This window comes from Lysobacter spongiicola DSM 21749, from assembly GCF_900167055.1.
In the GTDB taxonomy this organism is placed as follows: Bacteria; Pseudomonadota; Gammaproteobacteria; order Xanthomonadales; family Xanthomonadaceae; genus Novilysobacter; species Novilysobacter spongiicola.
Genome location: NZ_FUXP01000001.1, coordinates 301728 through 320525 on the forward strand (window position 1 = coordinate 301728; position 18798 = coordinate 320525).

Below are 18798 nucleotides of genomic sequence, written 5' to 3' on the forward strand. Positions count from 1 at the left end.
CCTAGATGGAGCGAGAGTCCCCTCCACACCTCCGCGATGCGCGCCGTTAACGCCGGCTGTAGTCCACTGCACGTCACCACACTGCTGACGTGGAGCATCAAGGCAATGCCCACCCGCTGAACTCCCTGTCGGCAGCTACAAGAACCATCTCGCCGAACGGGAGCACCATGGAACGTGCACGCAACGCCATCCGCGCCGGCTTTGTCCAGCCAAGCCTGCTTGGTTCCATCCAGAGCTTTTCCAACATCCTTGATCGCTGCGCAGCGCTCGGCTTCACGTCCGTGGCGCTGCCTTCGCCGTTCGTGGACGCCGAAGACTGGCAGCAGGCCCGCTTGGCCGACCCTGACCGGCTCGCCGACGTATTCGATTGGCCTGGCGACGGCACTAAAGGGCTGGCGGCGCTGGCGGGCATGGCGCGGGAGCGCAGCCTTGATCTGGTGATCGATCTCCGGGTCGACCAGCTGTCGGGACACGCACCAGTCGTGGCGTCGAAGCCGAACCGGTTCCGTCCCCGGCGTGCCACTGAAGGCACTCCTCCGGATCCGCGCCGACCCGCCAAGCGTGCTGAAGTGGCGGTCGCCCGGTTCGACGATGCATCCGTATCCGATGAACTCGTACGCTGGTGGGGAGATCTGCTCCGGCGGTGGCACGAGGCCGGCGTCGCGGGCTTTCGGTGCCTGTGGCCGCAGAACGTTCCCGCATCCAGCTGGACGCAGATGATCGAGCATGCCGGCGGCGCCCGCTTCTGGGCCTGGACACCGGGCATTCCAGCCTCCGATCTCGCTGGGCTTTCAGAATGCGGCTTCCAGGGCGCGTTCTCGTCGCTGGCCTGGTGGGACTTCCACGGCCACTGGTATCTGGAGGAGGACGACCGTCTGAGGTCGTTCCCGGCCGTGGTCGCCGCGGCCGACGCGCCCTACTCACCCCCTCCCCCGTCCCGTCTCGGACGCTCGCGGAAGCTGGACTTCGCCGCAGCGACCGCGGACGGGTTGTTCGTTGTGCTGGACGAACACGCCCATTCCGCAATGGACGACGCCATACAGCAGGCCAACCGCGCCATTGCCGAACGTGCTGAGACGCCGCGCAAGGGTCTGCGCCCGCTGACGGCTGGCGGTGGCACACCGGTGCTGACCCTGCTGGCAGACGCCATCGATCAGGACGGGCAGGCACCGGAGTCGACGCTGGTCGCGGTCAATCCCGACGACCACCACGTGATGACCGTCGCCGTCCGAGACTGGTTGCACCATGCCGGCGGGTTCACTTGCCTGGAGCCGCTCCACCCCGAGGCCGGCGAGCCCTTTGATGCTACGGCCGATGGGGCGACGATCACGCTGGAACCGGGCCAGGTACGCACCTGGCGGGCCACGCAGCCGGCGATGGTCACGCTCCCGGAGTCCAGAATGACGGCCGAGCAAGCGGCCACGTCGGAACGCATTGCCATCGAATCGGTGGCGCCCGTGGTGGATGCGGGCCGCTTCCCGGTCAAGCGGATCGTTGGGGAGCGCGTAGCGGTGCAAGCGGACATCCTGTGCGATGGCCACGACCGGTTGGCCGCCGCCGTACTGTGGCGCCCAATTGGAAGCCGCACTTGGAACTCATCCCCGATGCGGCACCTGGGCAACGACCGCTGGTGCGGGGAGTTCACACTCGCGCGCGTCGGCCGCCACGAGTTCACGATCGAAGCGTGGCGCGACGAATTCGCCACCGCCCGTGCAGACCTCGAGAAACGCCAGGCCGCAGGCAAGCTGTCGACGCTGGACGTCGACGAAGTGTGCCAGCTGGTCGACAGGGCGGCCACCGAAAGCGGGGACGCGGAGCTGGCGGCCTTGTCGAAGAAGCTTGAAGAAGCCGGGGACGACAACGAGCGGTCTGCGTTGCTGGTCGCGCCCGACACGGCGCAAGCGATGGCGCGATCGGGTCCCCGGCCATTCCTGATCCGCCACCCCACCCCGCTCCAGGTCGATTCCGAGCGCACGGCGGCTGGCTTCAGCAGCTGGTACGAATTGTTTCCCCGCTCCCAGGCTCGTACCGCCCCCAGCGGCGAGCAGCCCCACGGCACCTTCAACGACGTCATCGCCCGCCTGCCTGCCATTCGCGAAATGGGTTTCGACGTGCTCTACATGCCGCCGATCCACCCGATCGGCCGAACCAACCGGAAGGGTCGCAACAACTCGGTGACGGCCGTGCCCGGCGAGCCCGGCAGCCCCTACGCCATCGGCGCAAAGGAAGGCGGCCACGATGCCATCCATCCCGAACTGGGCACGCTGGACGACTTCCGGCGACTGGTGGCGGCCGCGGCAGGACAAGGCATGGAGCTCGCGCTGGACTTCGCCATCCAGTGTTCGCCCGACCACCCGTGGCTACGCGAGCATCCGGACTGGTTCGCATGGCGCGCCGACGGCACCATCCGTTACGCGGAGAATCCACCCAAGCGCTACGAAGACATCGTCAACGTCGACTTCTACGCCGACGGTGCCATTCCCCACCTCTGGATCGCGCTGCGAGACGTGGTCGCGTTCTGGGTCAATGAAGGCGTCCGCCTGTTCCGGGTCGACAACCCGCACACCAAACCGTTCCCGTTCTGGGAATGGCTGATCGGCGAGATCCGCGGCCGCAACCCGGACGTGGTGTTCCTGTCAGAGGCCTTCACGCGCCCGAAGTTGATGTATCGGCTGGCGAAGGTCGGCTTCTCGCAGTCGTACACGTACTTCACTTGGCGCAACGACAAGCATGAGCTTGCCGCATACCTCACCGAACTGGCCGACAGCGAGGTGAGGGACTACTTCCGCCCGCACTTCTTCGTCAACACGCCGGACATCAACCCGACGTTCCTCCACCACTCGGGTCGCGCCGGGCACCTGATCCGCGCGGCACTGGCAACGACGCTGTCGGGGCTGTGGGGCATGTACAGCGGGTTCGAGCTCTGCGAAGCCACTCCCCTCCTCCCGGGCAAGGAGGAATACCTGGATTCGGAGAAGTACCAGTTGCGCGACTGGGACTGGCAACGGCCGGGAAACATCGTTGCCGAGATCACCCGCCTCAACCTGCTGCGCCGCCTGAATCCGGCGCTGCAGACGCACCTGGGCGTCCGGTTCTACAACGCCTTCAGCGACAACATCCTCTATTTCGGCAAGCGGGCTGGCGAGCGCGGGGACATGGTGCTGGTGGCCATCAACCTCGACCCGTACGCCACCCATGAAGCCGACTTCGAGCTGCCGCTGTGGGAGTGGGGATTGCCCGACCACGGGGCCCTGCAGGTGGAGGACCTGTGGCACGGCACCCGGACCACATGGCACGGAAAGATGCAGCACCTGCGACTGGACCCCGGCGAGCTGCCGTTCGCGATCTGGCGGGTCGGCCCCCACGGCGAGGAACTCGGATGAAACATCAGATGGCGAGCACCGGCGGGGACGCACAGCCACACGACCCGACCTGGTTCAAGGACGCGGTGATCTACCAGCTGCACGTCAAGTCGTTCTTCGATTCCAACGACGACGGCATCGGGGATTTCCGGGCCTCATCAGCAAGCTGGACTACATTGCCGACCTGGGCGCCAACACGCTCTGGCTGCTGCCGTTCTACCCCTCCCCTCGCCGCGATGACGGCTACGACATCGCCGAGTACGCCGCGGTGCACCCCGACTTCGGCACCATGGAGGACGTCCGCGCCTTCATCGATGAAGCCCACCGCCGCGGCCTGCGGGTGATCACGGAGCTGGTGATCAACCACACCTCCGACCAGCACGAGTGGTTCCAGCGCGCCCGCCGGTCCGAGCCCGGTTCCCCCGAGCGCAACTACTACGTCTGGTCCGACACCGACCAGGCCCTGGCCGGGACGCGCATCATCTTCTGCGATACCGAGAAATCGAACTGGACGTGGGACCCGGAGGCCGGGCAGTACTACTGGCATCGCTTCTACTCGCACCAGCCGGACCTGAACTTCGACAACCCTGAAGTGCTCGACGCGGTGCTCGGCGTGATGCGGTTCTGGCTGGATCTGGGGGTGGATGGCCTGCGCCTGGACGCCGTGCCATACCTCATCGAGCGCGAGGGCACCAGCAACGAGAACCTGCCCGAGACCCACGCCATCCTCAAGCGCATCCGCGCCGAGGTCGACGCGCACTACCCCGACCGCCTGCTGCTGGCCGAGGCCAACATGTGGCCCGAGGACACCCAGCAGTACTTCGGCGACGGCGACGAATGCCACATGGCCTTCCACTTCCCGCTGATGCCGCGCATGTACATGGCGATCGCGCGCGAGGACCGCTTCCCCATCAGCGACATCCTGCGGCAGACACCCCCGATCCCCGACAACTGCCAGTGGGCGATCTTCCTGCGCAACCACGACGAGCTCACGCTCGAGATGGTGACCGACAGCGAACGCGACTACCTGTGGCAGACCTATGCCGCCGACCGGCGCGCCCGCATCAACCTCGGCATCCGCCGCCGCCTGGCACCGCTGCTCCAGCGCGACCGCCGCCGCATCGAGCTGATGACGTCGCTGTTGTTGAGCATGCCCGGCACGCCGGTGCTGTACTACGGCGACGAGATCGGCATGGGCGACAACATCCACCTGGGCGACAGGGATGGCGTCCGCACGCCGATGCAGTGGTCGATCGACCGCAACGGCGGGTTCTCGCGCAGCGACCCGGCGCGGCTGGTGCTGCCTCCGTTGATGGACCCGATGTACGGCTTCCAGACCGTCAACGTGGAATCCCAGCAGCACGATCCGCATTCGCTGTTGAACTGGACCCGGCGCATGCTCGAGGTGCGCAACCGCTACCGCGCGTTCGGCCGTGGCGACCTGGTGTTCCTGTATCCACGCAACCGCCGGATCCTGGCGTACCTCCGCCAGCACGGCGACGAGGTGCTGCTGTGCGTCGCCAACCTCGCCCGTACGTCCCAGGCGGTCGAGCTGGAGTTGCCGATGTTCGACGGCAAGGTGCCCGTGGAGATATTCGGCGGCACCGCCTTCCCGCCGATCGGACAACTGCCGTACCTGCTGACCCTGCCGCCCTACGGGTTCTATTCCTTCCAGATCGTCAACGAGGCGCACATGCCCGACTGGCACGTCGAGCAGCCGCAGCCCATGCCGGAATACGAGACGCTGGTGCTGCGCGAATCCCTCGGGAAGGACGGCTGGCTGGAGCGCTACCGCGATACCATCGAGCGCGACGTGCTGCCGCTCTACCTCGGGCATCGTCGCTGGTTCGCGTCGAAGGACAAGGCCATCGAATCCGTCCGCGTCGCCTACACGTCGGTTCTGCCGGACGGTGACGGCGACCTGTTGCTGGGCGAGGTGGAAGTCGGATTCGCGGGAGGGGCCAGGGAGCGCTACTTCCTGCCACTGGGCATTGTCTGGGAAGCGCCGGACCAACCCGCCCTAGCCCAGCAGTTGGCGTTGAGCCGGGTCCGTCGCGGGCGCCACGTGGGCTTCCTGACCGACGGCTTTGCCGTGCCGGAGCTGTCGGCCCATGTGCTCTCGGCCATGCGCAGCCAGGCGACTTTCCCGATCACCGCGCAAAGCGACACCGGCAGCGGAGAAATTCGGTTCGAACCCACCGACCGGCTGACCACGGTCGACGTCGACGGCCACGAACCCATCCGTTGGCTTGCCGCGGAGCAATCCAACAGCCTGCTGGTGATCGGCGACCGCGCTGTGCTCAAACTGGTCCGGCACGTGTCGCCGGGCATCAATCCGGAGACCGAGCTGGGCAGGTACCTCACCAAGCTGGACTATCCGAACGTGGCTCCGATGCTCGGGGAGGTGGTGCATGTCGATCAGGCCGGCACGCCGACCACCTTGATGGTTCTGCAGGGCTTCCTGCAGAACCAGGGCAACGCATGGCACTGGACCCTGGACCACCTGCATCGCACCTTCGACGATTACCGCGTGCTCGCCGAGGATGACGAGCGCCGCGACGAGTTGCTCGGCGCCTACGACGGTTTCGCCGCACGCCTCGGCCGGCGCCTCGGCGAACTGCACCAGGCGCTGGTGACGCCGACGGACGACCCCGCCTTCGCGCCAGAAGTCGCGGGGGAGCAGGACACGGAGCGCTGGGTGGACGGGGTCAGGGAGTGGCTCGACCGCGCCTTTTCTTCGCTCGAGTCCGTGCCAGCCGACGACCCGGCCGCCGCCGACGTGGAGCGCGTTCGTAATTGCCGACAGGCACTGGACCCCGTGCTGGCGCGCCTGGCGAAGGCCGGCAAAGGCTCGCTGCGATCGCGGGTGCACGGCGACCTGCACCTGGGCCAGATCCTGGTGGTGCAGGAGGATGTGCATTTCATCGATTTCGAAGGCGAACCGGCGCGCTCGCTTGATGAGCGACGCGCCAAGGCCAGTCCGCTGCGCGACGTTGCCGGGCTGGCCCGCTCCTTCGACTATGCCGCCGCCGTGCTCGCACGGGGGGAGGACGGCGTGGCGCCGCTGTCGGACGAGCACCTGGACGGGTTCCTTGCAGGGTTCAGGACCCGGGCATCGGAGTGCTTCCTGACCGCTTACAGGGATGTCGTCGCGACCGCGCCAACACCGTGGGCAGGCGCCGACGCCATCGAGCCGCTGACGACGTTGTTCCTCATCGAAAAGGCGGCTTACGAAATCGTCTACGAGGCGGCCAACCGCCCCGCCTGGATCGGAGTGCCGGTCCAGGGCCTGGCCACGCTGTTGGAGAAACTGATCGACCCACCGCCGACGGAGGACCCTTCATGAAGGCGAAGAACGACGCCCCCCACGGCCGGATGCCGGACTGGGTGCCGGACCCGCAGGTGGTGCAGGCGCTCGCACGTGCCAGCCACGGTGACCCCTTCTCCGTCCTCGGGCCCCACCACATCGGTGACACCCGCGTGGTGCGCGTGTGGGCGCCGGGTGCGGAGTCGGTTTCGGTCGTGGCCCGTGGTACCGGCGAGACGCATTCGCTCGAATCTGCAGAGATCGAGCCCGCGCTGTTTGGCGGCCCGATCGGTGACGGTACCTATGAGCTCGGGATCAAATGGCCCGGCGGCATCCAGCGGACCTGTGACCCCTACTCGTTCGGCCCCTTGCTCGGAGACCTCGACCTCCACCTGATCAGCGAAGGGCGGCAGCTCCGGCTGGCCGACACCCTTGGTGCACAGGTGCGGACGGTGGACGGCGTGGAGGGCGTGCGGTTCGCGGTGTGGGCGCCGAATGCCCGCCGGGTATCGGTGGTCGGCGACTTCAACGCCTGGGACGGGCGACGCCATCCGATGCGCCTGCGCCAGTCCGCGGGCGTCTGGGAGCTGTTCCTGCCCGGGCTGGGCGCGGGTGCGAGATACAAGTACGAAATCCTGGGGCCCGATGGCACACATCTGCCGCTGAAGGCCGACCCCGTTGCCCGCGCCACCGAGTGTCCGCCTGCAACTGCGTCGATCGTGGCGGCGCCGGAAGCCTTCGAGTGGACCGATGGCGACTGGATGGACAGGCGCCAGGCGAGGCAGTCGCCTGACGCGCCCGTGTCTATCTATGAATTGCACGCCGGTTCCTGGATGCGCGACGAGGATGGCGAGCCGTTGGACTGGGACGCGCTTGCCGAGCGGCTGGTGCCGTATGTCGCCGGCATGGGCTTCACCCATGTCGAACTGCTGCCCGTGACCGAGCACCCCTTCGGCGGATCCTGGGGCTACCAGCCGCTGGGCCTGTTCGCGCCCACGGCCCGCCACGGCTCGCCAGAGGCCTTCGCCCGCTTCGTCGACCGCTGTCACCACGAGAACATCGGCGTCCTGCTGGACTGGGTGCCCGCGCACTTCCCCTCCGACGCGCACGGGCTCGCGCGCTTCGACGGCACCCCCCTCTACGAACACGCGGATCCGCGCGAGGGCTTCCACCGCGATTGGAACACCCTGATCTACAACCATGGCCGGCACGAAGTGAGCGGCTTCCTGGTGGCCAGTGCACTGGAATGGCTGGAGCGCTACCACGTCGACGGCCTGCGGGTGGATGCGGTGGCGTCGATGCTCTACCGCGACTACAGCCGGGCGGCCGACGAATGGGTGCCGAACGTGCATGGCGGCCGCGAGAACTACGAGACCATCGCTTTCCTGCGGCGCCTCAACGAGGTTGTCGCCGAACGCTGCCCCGGCGCGGTGGTGATCGCCGAAGAGTCCACCGCGTGGCCCGGCGTCAGCGCGCCGGTGGCGTCGGGCGGGCTCGGCTTCGACTACAAGTGGAACATGGGCTGGATGCACGACACGCTCAGCTATATGTCGCGCGACCCGATCCACCGTTCGCACCACCACCACGACATGACGTTCGGCCTGCTCTACGCCTTCTCGGAGCGGTTCGTGCTGCCCATCTCGCACGACGAGGTGGTGCACGGGAAGGGGTCGCTGCTGGGGCGCATGCCCGGGGATCAATGGCAGCGCCTGGCGAACCTGCGCGCGTACCTGGCCTTCATGTGGGCGCACCCCGGGAAGAAGCTGCTGTTCATGGGCTGCGAGATCGCGCAGGAGCGCGAATGGAACCACGACGGGCAGGTCGATTGGCACCACCTGGATGATCCAGGGCACCGCGGGATCCAGCGCCTGGTGCGGGACCTCAATGTCCATTACACGCAGCACCCTGCCCTGCACGCCCGCGACAGCGATCCGGAGGGTTTCGAGTGGGTAGTCGAGGATGACCGCAACAACAGCGTGCTGGCCTTCCTGCGACGCGGCCGCCTGGGTGACCCACCCGTGCTGGCGGTAGTGAACCTCACGCCACTGCGCCACGAGCAGTACTGCGTCGGGGTACCGGAAACCGGCTACTGGCGGGAGGTCCTCAACACGGACGCGGTGGAGTACGGCGGGTCGGGAAGCGGCAACCTCGGCGGAGTGACGGCCGAAGCGGTTTCTTGCCATGGCCGACCGGCTCGGCTTTCGCTGTCGCTGCCACCCCTGTCGGGAATGCTGTTCGTGCTGGAGGGTCGCTAGATGCCGGTGCTGCCTGACCGGATGGATCCCGGTTCCCCCTATCCGCTCGGTGCCACCAGTGACGGCACCGGTACCAATTTTGCCGTCTTCTCCGAGAACGCAAGCGCGGTGGAGCTCTGCCTGTTCGACACCAAGGGGCGCCGGCAGATTGGCCGCCACATGCTGCCCGAATGCACCGACGGTGTATGGCATGGCTATCTGGACCACGTGCGGGGCGGACAGCTGTACGGCTATCGTGTGTATGGCCCCTATGCACCCGAGCGTGGCCACCGTTTCAACCACCACAAACTGCTGGTCGATCCGTACGCGCGCATGCTGTACGGCCAGGTCAGGTGGACCGACGCGCTGCACGGGTACCGGCTGAACTCGCCGCGCGCCGACCTCTCCTTCGACCGTCGCGACAGCGCCGCTGCCGTGCCCAAGAGCATGGTGGTGGACGACCATTTCCACTGGCACGGCGACGCGCACCCGCGGGTGCCATGGGACCGCACGGTCATCTACGAGGCCCACGTCAAAGGGCTGACCCGGCAGTTCGAAAAAGTCAGGCCTGACCAGCGCGGCACCTTCGCCGCCCTGGCCGATCCCCATGTCATCGACCACCTGGTCAGGCTGGGCGTCACCGCTGTCGAGCTGCTTCCGATCCACGCCTTCGTGCAGGATCGCCGCCTGGCCGAAATGTCGCTTCGCAACTACTGGGGCTACAACACGCTTTCGTTCTTCTCCCCCGAGTCCGGCTACCTGCAGGAGCGCAACCTGCACGAGATCCGGCGGGCGGTGCAGGCGCTGCACAAGGCAGGCATCGAAGTCATCCTGGACGTGGTCTACAACCACACCTGCGAAGGCAATGAGCTGGGCCCGACGCTTTCGTTCCGCGGCCTCGACAACGCCAGCTACTACCGCCTGCTGCCCGACAACCCGCGCCACTGCATCGATGACACCGGCTGCGGCAACACCCTCAATACCGCCCATCCGCGCGTGATCCAGATGATCATGGATTCGCTGCGTTACTGGGTGGAGGAGTTCCACGTAGACGGGTTCCGCTTCGATCTCGGGGTGGCGCTGGGGCGCGAGAGCCATGGTTTCGATCCCAACGCCGGGCTGTTCGACGCCATCCGGCAGGACCCGGTGCTGGCCCGGACAAAGCTCATCTCCGAGCCGTGGGACCTCGGCCCCGGCGGCTACCAGCTCGGCAACCACCCGGCGGGCTTCGGCGAGTGGAACGGCCAGTTCCGCGACGATGTGCGCAGGTTCTGGAAAGGAGAGGACGGGCAACGCGGCGACCTCGCCAAGCGCCTGCAGGCATCGGCCGAAATGTTCGATCACACCGGCCGCCGACCGTGGGCGTCGGTCAATTTCATCACCGCCCACGATGGCTTCACCCTGCACGACCTCGTCAGCTACGAGCACAAGCACAACGAAGCCAACGGTGAGGACAACCGCGACGGGCATGACGACAACGCCAGCTGCAACTGGGGCGTCGAGGGGCCGACCGACGACCCCCACATCGTCGCCCAGCGCGAGCGGGTCAAGCGGGCGATGCTGTCCACCCTGCTGCTGTCCCACGGCACGCCGATGCTGCTTGCCGGCGACGAGATGGGCCGTAGCCAGGGCGGCAACAACAACGCGTACTGCCAGGACAACGAGATCTCCTGGGTGGACTGGACCCTGCTGGAGGCACGCCGGAACCGGTCCCTGTTCGACTTCACATCCCGGCTCCTGGCACTCCGAAAGCGCCACCCCACCCTGCGGCTGGACCGCTTCAGCCATGGCGACGAGGAGCCGTGGCCCGACATCCCCGACCTGAGCTGGTTCGACGAACACGCGCGCCCGATGGATGAGGATGCTTGGCAGAACCCCCTCGGCCGCCTGCTTGCGATCCGCAGGGCCGTCCGCGGTCGCGGGGGCGATGTCGAGGTCAGCCTGTTGCTCGTCAACGGCGACCACAGGGACCGGGTGTTCCACCTGCCTGGGCCCACCCTGAGGTGGCGGACCCTGCTCGACTCGGCTCATCCCGAGGCAGTGGAGAAGGAAGTGCCGACCGACACGGTGCTGGTGGCTGCGCACAGCGTGCGCCTGCTGGTGGCACATCCCGGACCGGAGCCGTCGCGTCAATGAGGTGCTTCGCAAGATCCTTGCCCTTCGGCGCCGAGGTGGCCGGCAACGGAAAGGTGCGCTTCCGGACCTGGGCGCCCGACCACGACGCGCTTTCGGTCAAGATCGACCACGACACGCCCGTGCCCCTGCAGAAGGCCGCTGACGGATGGTTCGAGGGCGTGCTCCCCTGCTCTCCGGGTGCCACCTACCGCTACGTGCCGCCGGACGGCAGCGAGCTGGCAGACCCCGCTGCCCGCGCACAGGCGGGCGGCGTGTCCGGCCCCAGCGTCGTGGTCGATCCCTGTACGTATCAATGGCGACACGCGGATTGGCTCGGCCGCCCCTGGAGCAACGCTGTCGTCTACGAGCTGCACGTGGGTGCGTTCGGCGGCTTCAACGGCCTGCGCGAGAGGCTGCCCGAACTCGCGGCGCTGGGCATCACCGCCATCGAGCTCATGCCGATCGCGCAGTTCCCCGGCTCGCGCAATTGGGGCTACGACGGCGTGCTGCCGTTCGCTCCCGCTGCCTGCTACGGCTCGCCGGACGAGCTCAAGGCGATGGTCGATACCGCCCACGGCTTGGGGCTGATGGTGCTGCTGGACGTGGTCTACAACCACTTCGGTCCCGACGGCAACGTCATGCCGCGCCTGGCGAGTGCGTTTTTCCGCGACGACCTCGACACCCCATGGGGGCCGGCAATCGACTTCCGTCGCCCGCAAGTCCGCGAGTACTTCATCGGCAACGCCCTGTACTGGTTGATGGAGTACCGCTTCGACGGTCTGCGGATCGACGCCGCGCATGCCATCACCGAGCGCGCCTGGCTGGTGGAGATGGCCGCGACCGTTCGCAAAGAAGTCGAAACGGTCCGGCACGTGCATCTCGTGCTGGAGAACGAGCACAACGATGCCGGGTTGCTGCAGGGGGGCTTCGACGCCCAGTGGAACGACGATGCGCACCACGTCCTGCACGTGTTGCTCACCGGCGAGGCCGATGCCTACTACGCCGACTACGCAGCGGATCCGACGGATGGCCTCGCCAAGTGGCTTGGCGACGGGTTCGTTTACCAGGGCCAGCCATGCAGCCATCGGGATGGTGCGCCGCGCGGGCAACCCAGCAGCCACCTGCCGACGACGGCTTTCGTCAACTGCCTCCAGAACCACGACCAGATCGGCAATCGCGCGCTGGGAGAGCGGCTATCGACACTCGCAGACCCCGATGCGCTGCGCGCCGCCACGGCGCTGCTGCTGCTGGTGCCCCAGGTGCCCATGCTGTTCATGGGCGAGGAATGGAACTCACGGCGCCCGTTCCTTTATTTCACCGATCACCACGGCGAGCTCGCCGAAGCGGTACGCGAGGGCCGCCGCCGCGAGTTTTCGAAGTTCCCGGCATTCCGGGATCCGGAGCGGCGCGAGCGCATCCCCGATCCGAATGCACTGGAGACCTTTACCGATTCGATCCCGGACTTTGAATGCGTGCAGGCGCCACCCGGCAGTACCCATCGCGACTGGATCCGGGAACTGCTCGCACTGCGGCACCACGCCCTGACCCAGCGTCTGCCCGGAACCAGCGCGCTGGGCGCCGAGGTGCTGGGGCCGGGCGCCGTGGTCGCACGCTGGCGCATGGGAGATGGCGCGGTGCTCACGATCCTCGTCAACCTCGGCAAGGAGGTTGTCACCGATCCTGCACCGGCATCCGACCAGCTGCTGTTCGAAACGCCCACCGGCGCGTTCGACAGAATGTGCGAAGGGTGTCTTGTCCCCGGCAGCATGTTGGCGCTGCTGGCGCCGGCCCCGGAAGGGGACGCGCGATGACCTCGGCGCCACCAAACGATCTGCGCGAGCTCGCGACGCTTGCCGGCATCGCCGTCAACTGGGAGGACTTCCGGGGGGCGCGGCATCAGGTCCAGCCGGAGATCTTGCGTCGCCTGCTCGCCGCGCTCGACCTCCCCTGCGACACCGCCGGGGATCTCGCCGACAGCCGCCAACGGCTGACAGCGGCCAGCACCCAAGCAGGTCTGCCACCACTGCTGACAACGCTTCAGGGGATGCGCACTTCGCTGCGCCCAGGCGTCGGACAGGCAGGGTCGCTGTTCCGCCTCACGCTGGAATCGGGGCGATGCATCGAGGGGCGGCTACAGGACCATGCTGCCGGCGGTGCCCTGCCCCCGCTGGAAGAGCCGGGCTATCACCGGCTGACCCTGGACGACGGAACGACAACCACCCTTGCGGTCGCGCCGCAGCGCTGCACCAGCGTCGACGAGCTGCGCGGGGACAAGACCGGACGCGCCTGGGGCGTCGCCGCCCAACTGTATGGGCTGCGGACCAAGGGAGACGGCGGCATCGGCACGTACGGAGCCTTGGGGCGATTGGCCGGGCGACTGGCCGCTGACGGTGCCGATGCGGTCGCAGTCAGCCCGGTGCACGCCCTGTTTTCGGCGGAGCCCGGCCATCGCAGCCCCTATTCGCCCTCGAGTCGGTTGCTCCTGAACGCACTGCACATCGACCCGCGCGAGGCCTTCGGTTCCGCCGCGATGGACGCCGCCGGTGCGCTGGACCTGCAATCGGAGCTCGACCGGCTCGAGTCGTCCGCGCTGATCGACTGGAAGATCGCCGGGAAGGCCCGCCTCGCACAGTTGCGCTGGCTGCATGACCGGGTACTGCCGACAATGCCGGGACTTCAGGCGGAGTTTGAGCAGCATCGCCTGGCGGCAGGTGGCGCGCTGGCCGACCACGCCCGCTTCGAGGTGCTGCACGCACATTTCCTCGAGCAGGGGCTGTGGAGCTGGCGCGAGTGGCCAAGCGCGTTCCGCGATCCCGGCAGCCCCGCGGTGTTGGCCTTCGCGAGGGAACACGCCGACGGGGTGCGCTTCCACGAGGTCCTGCAGTGGCTGGCTGCACGTGGGCTGCGGAGAGCCCAATCGAGTGCGCGGGCCTCGGGCATGTCGATCGGGCTGATCGCCGATCTCGCGGTCGGCTCCGACCCCAATGGCAGCCACGCCTGGTCGCGACAGCGCGAGACGCTGGTCGGGGCATCGATCGGTGCACCACCCGACGAGTTGGCCGCCAACGGACAGGTCTGGGGTCTGGCGGCGTTGTCGCCCACCGCCATGCGCGATGGCGGGTTCAATGCGTTCATCGAGCTGCTTCGCGCCAACATGGCCAACGCCGGCGGCATCCGCATCGACCACGTGTTGGGCCTGAACCGCTTGTGGATGGTGCCCGACGGCGCTTCTCCGCTGGAGGGCGCCTACCTCGCGTATCCGCGCGAGGACCTGCTCCGGCTGGTCGCGCTCGAATCCTGGCGGCATCGCTGCGTGGTGATCGGCGAAGACCTCGGCACCGTTCCACCGGGTTTCCGAGACGATCTGAGCGACCGCGAAGTACTCGGAATGAGCGTGCTCTGGTTCGAACGCGGCGACGCCGGCAACTTCCTGCCCGGCCGCGAGTGGCGCAGGACATCGGTCGCGATGACCACCACCCACGATCTTCCGACGTCGGCCGGCTGGTGGCTGGGGCATGACATCGAAGTGCGGCGCAATCTGGGCATCGTCCCTTCCGACTCCGAGGCCCGGGACCAGTTGAAGCAGCGCGGATCGGAACACAAAGCGCTGTGGCAGGCAATGCATGCGGACGCGGATCCGGTGCCGGCCGCGCCGTCCGCCAACGAAGCCCCCGCCTTCGTCGATGCGGCCATCCGGCACGTCGGGCGTTCGGCTGCGGCGCTTGCCGTCATCCCGATGGAAGATGTGTTCGCCCTGGTCGAGGCGCCCAACGTGCCCGGCACCAGCGACGAGCACCCCAACTGGCGTCGCCGCCTGCCCGGCGACCTGGACGGCATGCTGGACGCGCCTGCCGTACGACAGCGGCTCGCCACGCTCGCGGAAGCACGGGGAGATGCGACGTGACGGCACCCCATCCTCCACGCTCCACCGCGCGCCTGCAGTTCCACGCCGGGTTCACCCTCGACGATGCCTGCGAGGTGGTGCCCTACTACGCAGCCCTCGGCGTCAGCCATCTCTATGCGTCTCCCTTGCTGGCTGCAAGGGCAGGGTCGGGCCATGGCTACGACGTGGTCGATCCCACTCGCATCAACCCGGAGCTGGGCGGCCTGGATGCGCTCCGGCGACTGGTCCAGGTGCTGCGGCGTCACGACATGGGACTGATCCTCGACATCGTGCCCAACCACATGGCCGCCACCGTGGAGAACCCGTGGTGGCGTGACGTCCTTGAATGGGGACCGGCCAGCGCGCATGCCGACTTCTTCGATATCGACTGGGAAGCCCCGGACCGGCAGCTCCACGGGCGGGTGCTGGTGCCGACGCTGGACCGCGCTATCGAGTCGCTGCTGGCGGACGGCGAGGTCCAGCTGCTGTTCGACGCCGACAATGGCGGCAGGATCGAGTGGGACATTGCAGGCCAGCGCTTTCCGCTCGCCGCGAAGGCATACGCGGAAGTGCTTGCCGGGCAACCCGGCCTGGCCCCGCTGGTGGAGTTGTTCCGGGACGCCGCGCCCGGCCGCACCTACGATGACGCACTGGCGGCGCTTGCCACCCACGGCGCCGACGCCAGCGGGCGGGCCGGAATCGATGAAGCCCTGCGCTCGTACGCTGCCGATGAGTCCGGGGGCTGCTCACGGCTGGAACACCTGCTGGAACGCCAGCCCTACCTGCTGGCGCCGTGGCGCGAGGCCTGGCACAGGATCAACTGGCGCCGCTTCTTCGACGTCAACGAGCTGGTGGCGATCCGGCCGGACCGGCCGGACGTGTTCGAGGCGACGCACGGGCTGGTGCTGGAGCTCTACGCCGAGGGCCTGATCGACGGACTCCGCATCGACCACATCGATGGCCTGGTCGACCCGGGCGGCTACTGCCGGAAGCTGCGCGGCCGACTGGACGCCCTCGATCCCGGCCGACCCGCACTCACCCCCCGAGGGCCGGCGTACCTGGTCGTCGAGAAGATCCTGGCACCGGATGAAACCTTGCGCCAAGACTGGACCGCCGACGGAACGACCGGCTACGAGTTCATGGACCAGGCCGGCGCACTGATGCACGACCCGGCCGGCGAGGCGGCGCTGGACAGGCTCTGGGAAAGCCGTGGAGGTCCGGAGAAGTACGAAACGCTCGCACTCGATGCGCGCCGGCAGATGACGCTGGAGAACTTCTCCCCCGACCTCGACCGTACGCTGCGGGCACTGGCCGCGTTGGCGGCTCGAGCGGACGCGGTCGGGGCTTCGACGGAAGACCTCCGCAACACCCTCGTCGAGCTGATCGTGCATTTCCCGGTCTACCGGACCTATGTCGGCAGGCATGGCAGCGATCCGCCTGATGCCGACGTCCTGGAGCGTGCAGCCCGGGGCGCACGATCCGGCGGAAACATCAGCGAGCCGGCCCTTGCATTCCTGCTGCAGTGCCTGGAAGGGCGTGGCCCCGACGGCGCCGAAGCGGAGACCGCCCGGCTCGTGACCCTGTTCCAGCAGCTGACGCCGCCGGTCGCTGCGAAGGCCATCGAAGATACGACCTTCTACCGCTACGGCCGCTTGCTGTCGCGCAACGAGGTCGGCGCCGAACCCGGCGAGCTCGCGCTGCCACCCGATCGCTTCCACGCGGCGTGCCTTCACCGGCAGCGCACGATGCCCCACACGCTGCTCGCGACGGCGACCCACGACAACAAGCGGGGTGAAGACGCCCGCGCCAGGCTCGCGGTGCTCAGCGAGATGCCGGACGTGTGGTCGCGGCACGTCGAAAGATGGACAGAGCTCAACGCGCGCCACCGAGGCACCTCCGGCGCAAGCGAAGCCCCCGATCCCGCCGACGAGCTGATCCTCTACCAGACCCTCGTAGGTGCCTGGCCTCTGGAGCTCAAGGCTGACGACGCGCCAGCCCTGCACGCGTTCACCGAACGCGTCTCGCAATGGCAGCGCAAGGCGCTGCGCGAAGCCAAACGCCACTCGTCCTGGATCAGCCCGGACGAGGACTACGAGGAAGCCTGCGATCACTTCCTCCGGGCATGCCTGGCCGTTGGCGATGACACCTTCCCCCGCGAGCTCGACGCGTTTGTCCGCACGATCGGCGCGGCAGGCGCCATCAACAGCCTCAGCCAGGCGTTGCTGAGGATGACCACCCCCGGCATCCCCGATCTCTACCAGGGCACCGACCGTTGGGACTTCTCGATGGTCGATCCCGACAACCGGCGCGAGGTGGACCATGCCCTCCGCGCCAATGAACTTGCGGCGGAGCGGGCCCTGCCCGCCCTCTTCGCCGGCTGGCGCGACGGTGCCCTGAAGCAGCGGTTGGTGGAACGCGTACTGACCACGAGGAGGCGCCTCCCGACACTCTTTGCCGACGGCACCTACCTGCCACTGCAACCGACCGGGCCCGGCGAAGGGCACCTGGTCGCTTTCGCGCGGAAGCATCGCGAGGGCGCCGCCATCATCCTTGCGCCGCGGCTGCCTTGGCGCCTGCTGGATGCATCATCTGACGTACCGGCCATTCCCGGGGAACGCTGGGCCGGCACCCATCTCCACCTCCCCCGTGGCCGATGGGAGAGCGTATTGGATGACACCACCATCGAGGGCGGCCGCCCGATCGAAGTGACGGAGCTGATGCCCCGATGGCCGCTGGCACTGCTCGTGCAGGCCAGCGATTGCCATCCTGATGAAGGCCCCGCCACTGCGGGCTAGGCTGCAGCCGCGGCTTCCTTGCGCAGGGATTCCATGTCGATCACGAAGCGGTACTTCACGTCGCCCTTCAGCATGCGCTCGTAGGCCTCGTTGATGTCCTTGATGTCGATCATCTCGATGTCCGAGACGATCCCGTGCTCGGCGCAGAAGTCCAGCATCTCCTGGGTCTCGGCGATGCCGCCGATCAGCGAACCGGCGAGCCGGCGGCGCTTCATGATCAGGTTGAACACGCCCGGAGACGGGTGCGGCTCGGCCGGAGCGCCGACCAGCACCATGGTGCCGTCGAGCTTGAGCAGGTTGAGGAAGGCATCCAGGTCATGCGGTGCGGCCACGCAGTTGAGGATGAAGTCCAGGCTGTTCGTCTGTGCCTTCATCTGCTCGGCATCGCGCGACACCACCACTTCGTGCGCGCCCAGGCGCAGGGCGTCTTCCTTCTTCTCCGGGGAGGTGGTGAACAGCACCACTTCGGCGCCCATCGCCCGGGCGATCTTCACCGCCATGTGGCCCAGTCCGCCGAGCCCGACCACGCCGACGCGCTTGCCGGGCCCCACGCCCCACTGCTTCAGCGGCGAATACGTGGTGATCCCGGCACAAAGCAAGGGTGCCACGGCCGCCAGGTTGTCGGCATGACCGACCTTCAGGACGAAATCCTCCTTGACCACGATGTTCTCGGCGTATCCGCCGTAAGTGCATCCACCATCCGGGGCGAGCCCGTTGTAGGTGCCGACGAAGCCGTTCTCGCAATACTGCTCCAGCCCCTGGGTGCAGGAGCTGCAATGCTGGCAACTGTCGACCATGCAGCCGACGCCGGCGACGTCGCCGACCTTGAACCGGGACACCTGGCTGCCGACCTCGACCACCTTGCCGATGATTTCGTGGCCCGGCACGGACGGGTAGATGGTGTTGCCCCACTCGTTGCGGGCGGTGTGCAGGTCGGAGTGGCAGATGCCGCAGTAGATGATGTCGATCCTGACGTCATCGGGCCCGACATCCCGCCGCTCGAACTGGAACGGCGCCAGGGCGTCCGTGGGGGACTGGGCTGCATAGCCGCGCGACTTGATCATGGTGCCTCCGGGCAAGGTATCGAAGCGCTCAGGATAGC

7 protein-coding genes and 1 pseudogene are annotated in these 18798 nt (G+C 67.7%); 7 read left to right on the top strand and 1 reads right to left on the bottom strand.

What is annotated here, in order from left to right:
- The first annotated feature begins 167 nt into the window (after positions 1 to 167).
- From B5D37_RS01500 to treY, 7 genes and pseudogenes are all read left to right on the top strand, one after another.
- On the top strand, positions 168 to 3383 hold the full coding sequence (locus B5D37_RS01500; protein ID WP_078756928.1) for an alpha-1,4-glucan--maltose-1-phosphate maltosyltransferase: 3216 nt from the start codon (positions 168 to 170) through the stop codon (positions 3381 to 3383).
- Positions 3380 to 6708: pseudogene (gene treS, locus B5D37_RS01505) on the top strand (maltose alpha-D-glucosyltransferase). Before B5D37_RS01500 ends, treS begins: the two are co-directional and overlap by 4 nt.
- A 29-nt stretch (positions 6709 to 6737) precedes the next feature.
- Positions 6738 to 8924: a 1,4-alpha-glucan branching protein GlgB gene (glgB, locus tag B5D37_RS01510; RefSeq protein WP_078757436.1), complete on the top strand. Its 2187-nt coding sequence runs from the start codon at positions 6738 to 6740 to the stop codon at positions 8922 to 8924.
- Positions 8925 to 11039 carry a glycogen debranching protein GlgX gene (glgX, locus tag B5D37_RS01515; protein ID WP_078756929.1) on the top strand — a complete coding sequence of 705 codons (2115 nt, stop codon included), beginning with the start codon at positions 8925 to 8927 and terminating at the stop codon, positions 11037 to 11039.
- A 17-nt stretch (positions 11040 to 11056) separates the two neighbouring features.
- Entirely contained in the window at positions 11057 to 12829 is a 1773-nt protein-coding gene (treZ, locus tag B5D37_RS01520; protein WP_200809171.1) for a malto-oligosyltrehalose trehalohydrolase, read from the top strand.
- Positions 12826 to 14922, top strand: coding sequence for a 4-alpha-glucanotransferase (malQ, locus tag B5D37_RS01525; RefSeq protein WP_078756931.1), 2097 nt, complete (start codon positions 12826 to 12828; stop codon positions 14920 to 14922). The genes treZ and malQ overlap by 4 nt, the downstream gene beginning before the upstream one ends.
- Positions 14919 to 17696: a malto-oligosyltrehalose synthase gene (treY, locus tag B5D37_RS01530; protein ID WP_078756932.1), complete on the top strand. Its 2778-nt coding sequence runs from the start codon at positions 14919 to 14921 to the stop codon at positions 17694 to 17696. Before malQ ends, treY begins: the two co-directional genes overlap by 4 nt.
- Here treY and B5D37_RS01535 read toward each other — a convergent pair.
- Complete coding sequence (locus tag B5D37_RS01535) at positions 17693 to 18760, bottom strand: NAD(P)-dependent alcohol dehydrogenase (protein ID WP_078756933.1); 1068 nt, start codon at positions 18758 to 18760, stop codon at positions 17693 to 17695. The two genes, treY and B5D37_RS01535, sit on opposite strands and share 4 nt — an antisense overlap.
- Positions 18761 to 18798 lie beyond the last annotated feature (38 nt).